Genomic DNA, 2925 nt, shown 5'->3' with positions numbered 1-2925 from the left:
AATCAAATCAATAAATAATTGGTATTTACCAGAGTAAGCAGATATGTTCAATGCCACTGAAATTTTAATTGATGCCTTCGTAAATGAAATTCGAGACGGCTACCGTCGCACTTATGGCTGTTTTAAAAATGATTATCAGGACATTATCGCCTGGGCTGGTAACATGGCTTTAGAAAACATCGCCAATAGCGACGCGCTTTATCATAATGTTGAACACACTGTTCTAGTCACGCTGGTGGGACAAGAAATTTTACGTGGTAAACACATCAGGGAAGGTGGTGTTTCTAGTGAAGACTGGTTGCATTGTATTATTTCTTTAGTCAGCCATGATATTGGCTACGTTAAGGGAGTTTGCCGACAGGACCGAGAAACAGCAAACTTATATTCCACAGGTAAAAATGGCAGAATGATTTCTGTGGCTGCTGGCGCTTCTGATGCCAGTCTAACGCCCTATCATGTTGATAGAGCCAAGCTGTTTATTGACGAGCGTTTTGGAGGTCACAAGTTAATAGATGCTGAGGCAATTAAGAGTAATATTGAATTGACTCGATTTCCAGTGCCCGCAGCAGAAGATCATCAAGATACAAAATGCTTTGCAGGATTAGTCCGGGCTGCTGATTTGATTGGTCAACTAAGCGACCCACGTTACCTGAAGAAAATTACTTCTTTATTTTACGAATTTGAAGAAACTGGTGTAAATAAAGTTTTGGGCTATAAAACCCCTGCCGATTTGCGTAATAACTACGCTAAGTTTTACTGGAATGGCGTATTTCCCTATATCCAAGAAGGACTGCATTACCTATCATTGACACAACAGGGAAAACAAATTCTCGCTAATCTCTACTCAAACGTGTTTGTTGTGGAACATGAAAAACAACAGGAAGAACAGCAGAGGTATTTAGAGAAGTTAGCAGTTAAGAGTTAGGAGAGACGCGATTAATCGCGTCTGTACAGGAGTTGGGAGAGACGCGATTTATCGCGTCTGTACAAGTTGAAAATTATTAATCATGAGTTATGAATTAAAATGAAAGCTTAATAACTCATAATTCCTAACTTATAACTCCTAACTACTATGGATTGGTGGCGACGACTTAAGAAAAATCCTTTAGCACAATTTGGGGCAATTTTGCTGTTAATTTTCTATATAGGAGTAATTGCAGCAGATTTCGTAGCTCCTTATGACCCTTATGGCTCACAGCCAAATGGTTCATTGCTGCCACCAACTAAGATACACTGGGTTTCTCAGTCAGGGCAGTTTATCGGGCCTTATGTTTATCCGACGACTCAGGGAGATACGAATTTAGATACAGGCGATCGCCAACTCATTGTAGACTCGACAAAGCCCTCACCCTTGCGTCTATTTGTTGCCGGGCCAGAATACCGATTGTTGCAGATGAGTTTGCCACTACCGCCAAAGTGGGATGAAGTCACAATCTTTTCTGGTATCCCCTTAAATTGGCATTTATTTGGTGCAACAAGTGGCACAAAAGTCAATATTTTCGGCACTGATGACCAAGGCCGCGACCAATTTAGTCGCCTCCTACATGGCGGTCGCATCAGTATGTTTATCGGGATTTTTGGCATTATCATTACCTATCCCCTCGGTTTGCTCATCGGGGGAATTTCTGGCTATTTCGGCGGTGTGACTGATAGCGTCATTATGCGCTTGGCAGAAGTGCTAATGACTTTCCCTAGTATTTATCTTTTGGTAACATTGGGCGCAGTCTTACCAGCAGGTTTAAGTAGTACCCAGCGCTTTTTGTTAATTGTAGTGATTACTTCGGTTATTAGCTGGGCTGGTTTAGCACGGGTGATTAGGGGACAGGTACTATCAATTAAAGAGCGAGAATTTGTTCAAGCTGCGCGTGCAATGGGTGGGAACCCAATTTATATCATCGTCCGCCACGTTTTACCGCAAACGGCTAGTTATGTAGTTATCTCTGCGACTCTTGCAATTCCCAGTTTTATTGGTGCAGAGGCGATATTGAGTCTCATCGGTTTAGGTATTCAACAACCAGACCCCTCTTGGGGAAATATGCTTTCTCTAGCTACCAATGCTTCAATTTTGGTATTGCAACCTTGGTTAATTTGGCCGCCGGCTGTGCTGATTATCCTCACAGTGTTGGCATTTAACTTACTCGGTGATGGGCTGAGAGATGCACTTGACCCGCGCAGTTTAAATAGAAGATAAGCCAGCCCTGGCGACTGGAAGTCGCGGCTACACAAACAAAACCCACCTCCGTGGGTTAAAAACTTTAATTTTTCATGCTTTCCACGGAGGTGGGCGAAAGTTTGTATAGTAGCGAATTCTATTCGCCCAATACTTTTCAAACATCTTCTAAGAGTATCAAACCTCAATTATTGCATACCATCAAAAGCTCCAGTCAATAAAATAGAGGTAAAATAATACTTTTATGACTTACAGTGAGTTTAGTTTAGCTAAAGCAAAACAAGAGTTTAGTTTAACCACATTAGAAAAACGCGATATTTTCGCTGCTGTTCCTGAATTAACAGCGAGTAATTTACTTGCAGAAACACTCAATTATAACCTGGAGATTGCTTTAGGTAGTAATAGTGAAAAAGCTCGTTCCGAATTAATTATTGCTCCAATTTTAGTGGATTTACGCCGACAATCACGAGAACAAATTGGTTTATTTTCCGGGGTAGATTTTACTGTCGATAATAGCAAAGGATTAAACGGTATTTGCGATTTTATTATTACTAAATCTCCAGAAATTCTAATTTTGACAGCACCAGTAATTACAGTTGTAGAAGCTAAAAAAGAAAATATTAATGCGGGTTTGGGTCAGTGTGCAGCAGAAATGGTAGCAGCTCAAATTTTTAATCAGCAAGCTGCAAGTGAGATTAAAACAATTTACGGAGCAGTCACAACGGGCAGTATTTGGCAATTCCTCAAACTAGAAG

3 protein-coding genes are annotated in these 2925 nt (G+C 40.9%); all 3 read left to right on the top strand.

Annotation, left to right across the window (positions count from 1 at the left end):
• The first annotated feature begins 43 nt into the window (after positions 1-43).
• Entirely contained in the window at positions 44-925 is an 882-nt protein-coding gene (locus HWQ37_RS31405; protein ID WP_292754692.1) for an Npun_R2479 family HD domain-containing metalloprotein, read from the top strand.
• Between the two features lie 147 nt (positions 926-1072).
• On the top strand, positions 1073-2191 hold the full coding sequence (locus HWQ37_RS31400; protein WP_292754690.1) for an ABC transporter permease: 1119 nt from the start codon (positions 1073-1075) through the stop codon (positions 2189-2191).
• A gap of 223 nt (positions 2192-2414) precedes the next feature.
• Positions 2415-2925, top strand: a 511-nt coding sequence (locus HWQ37_RS31395) for a hypothetical protein (RefSeq protein ID WP_292754687.1), incomplete at its 3' end; no start/stop codon positions are given.

Origin of the sequence: Nostoc sp. NMS4, from assembly GCF_017115095.1 — a bacterium.
Classification (GTDB): Bacteria; Cyanobacteriota; Cyanobacteriia; order Cyanobacteriales; family Nostocaceae; genus Nostoc.
Note: the sequence above shows the minus strand (reverse complement) of the source record. Positions and strands in the feature narration are given on the sequence as shown.

What these genes read in the sequence shown, in the direction of transcription:
- HWQ37_RS31405 (WP_292754692.1), top strand. Translation starts at nt 44, where the DNA reads ATGTTCAATGCCACTGAAATTTTAATTGATGCCTTCGTAAATGAAATT.
- HWQ37_RS31400 (WP_292754690.1), top strand. Translation starts at nt 1,073, where the DNA reads ATGGATTGGTGGCGACGACTTAAGAAAAATCCTTTAGCACAATTTGGG.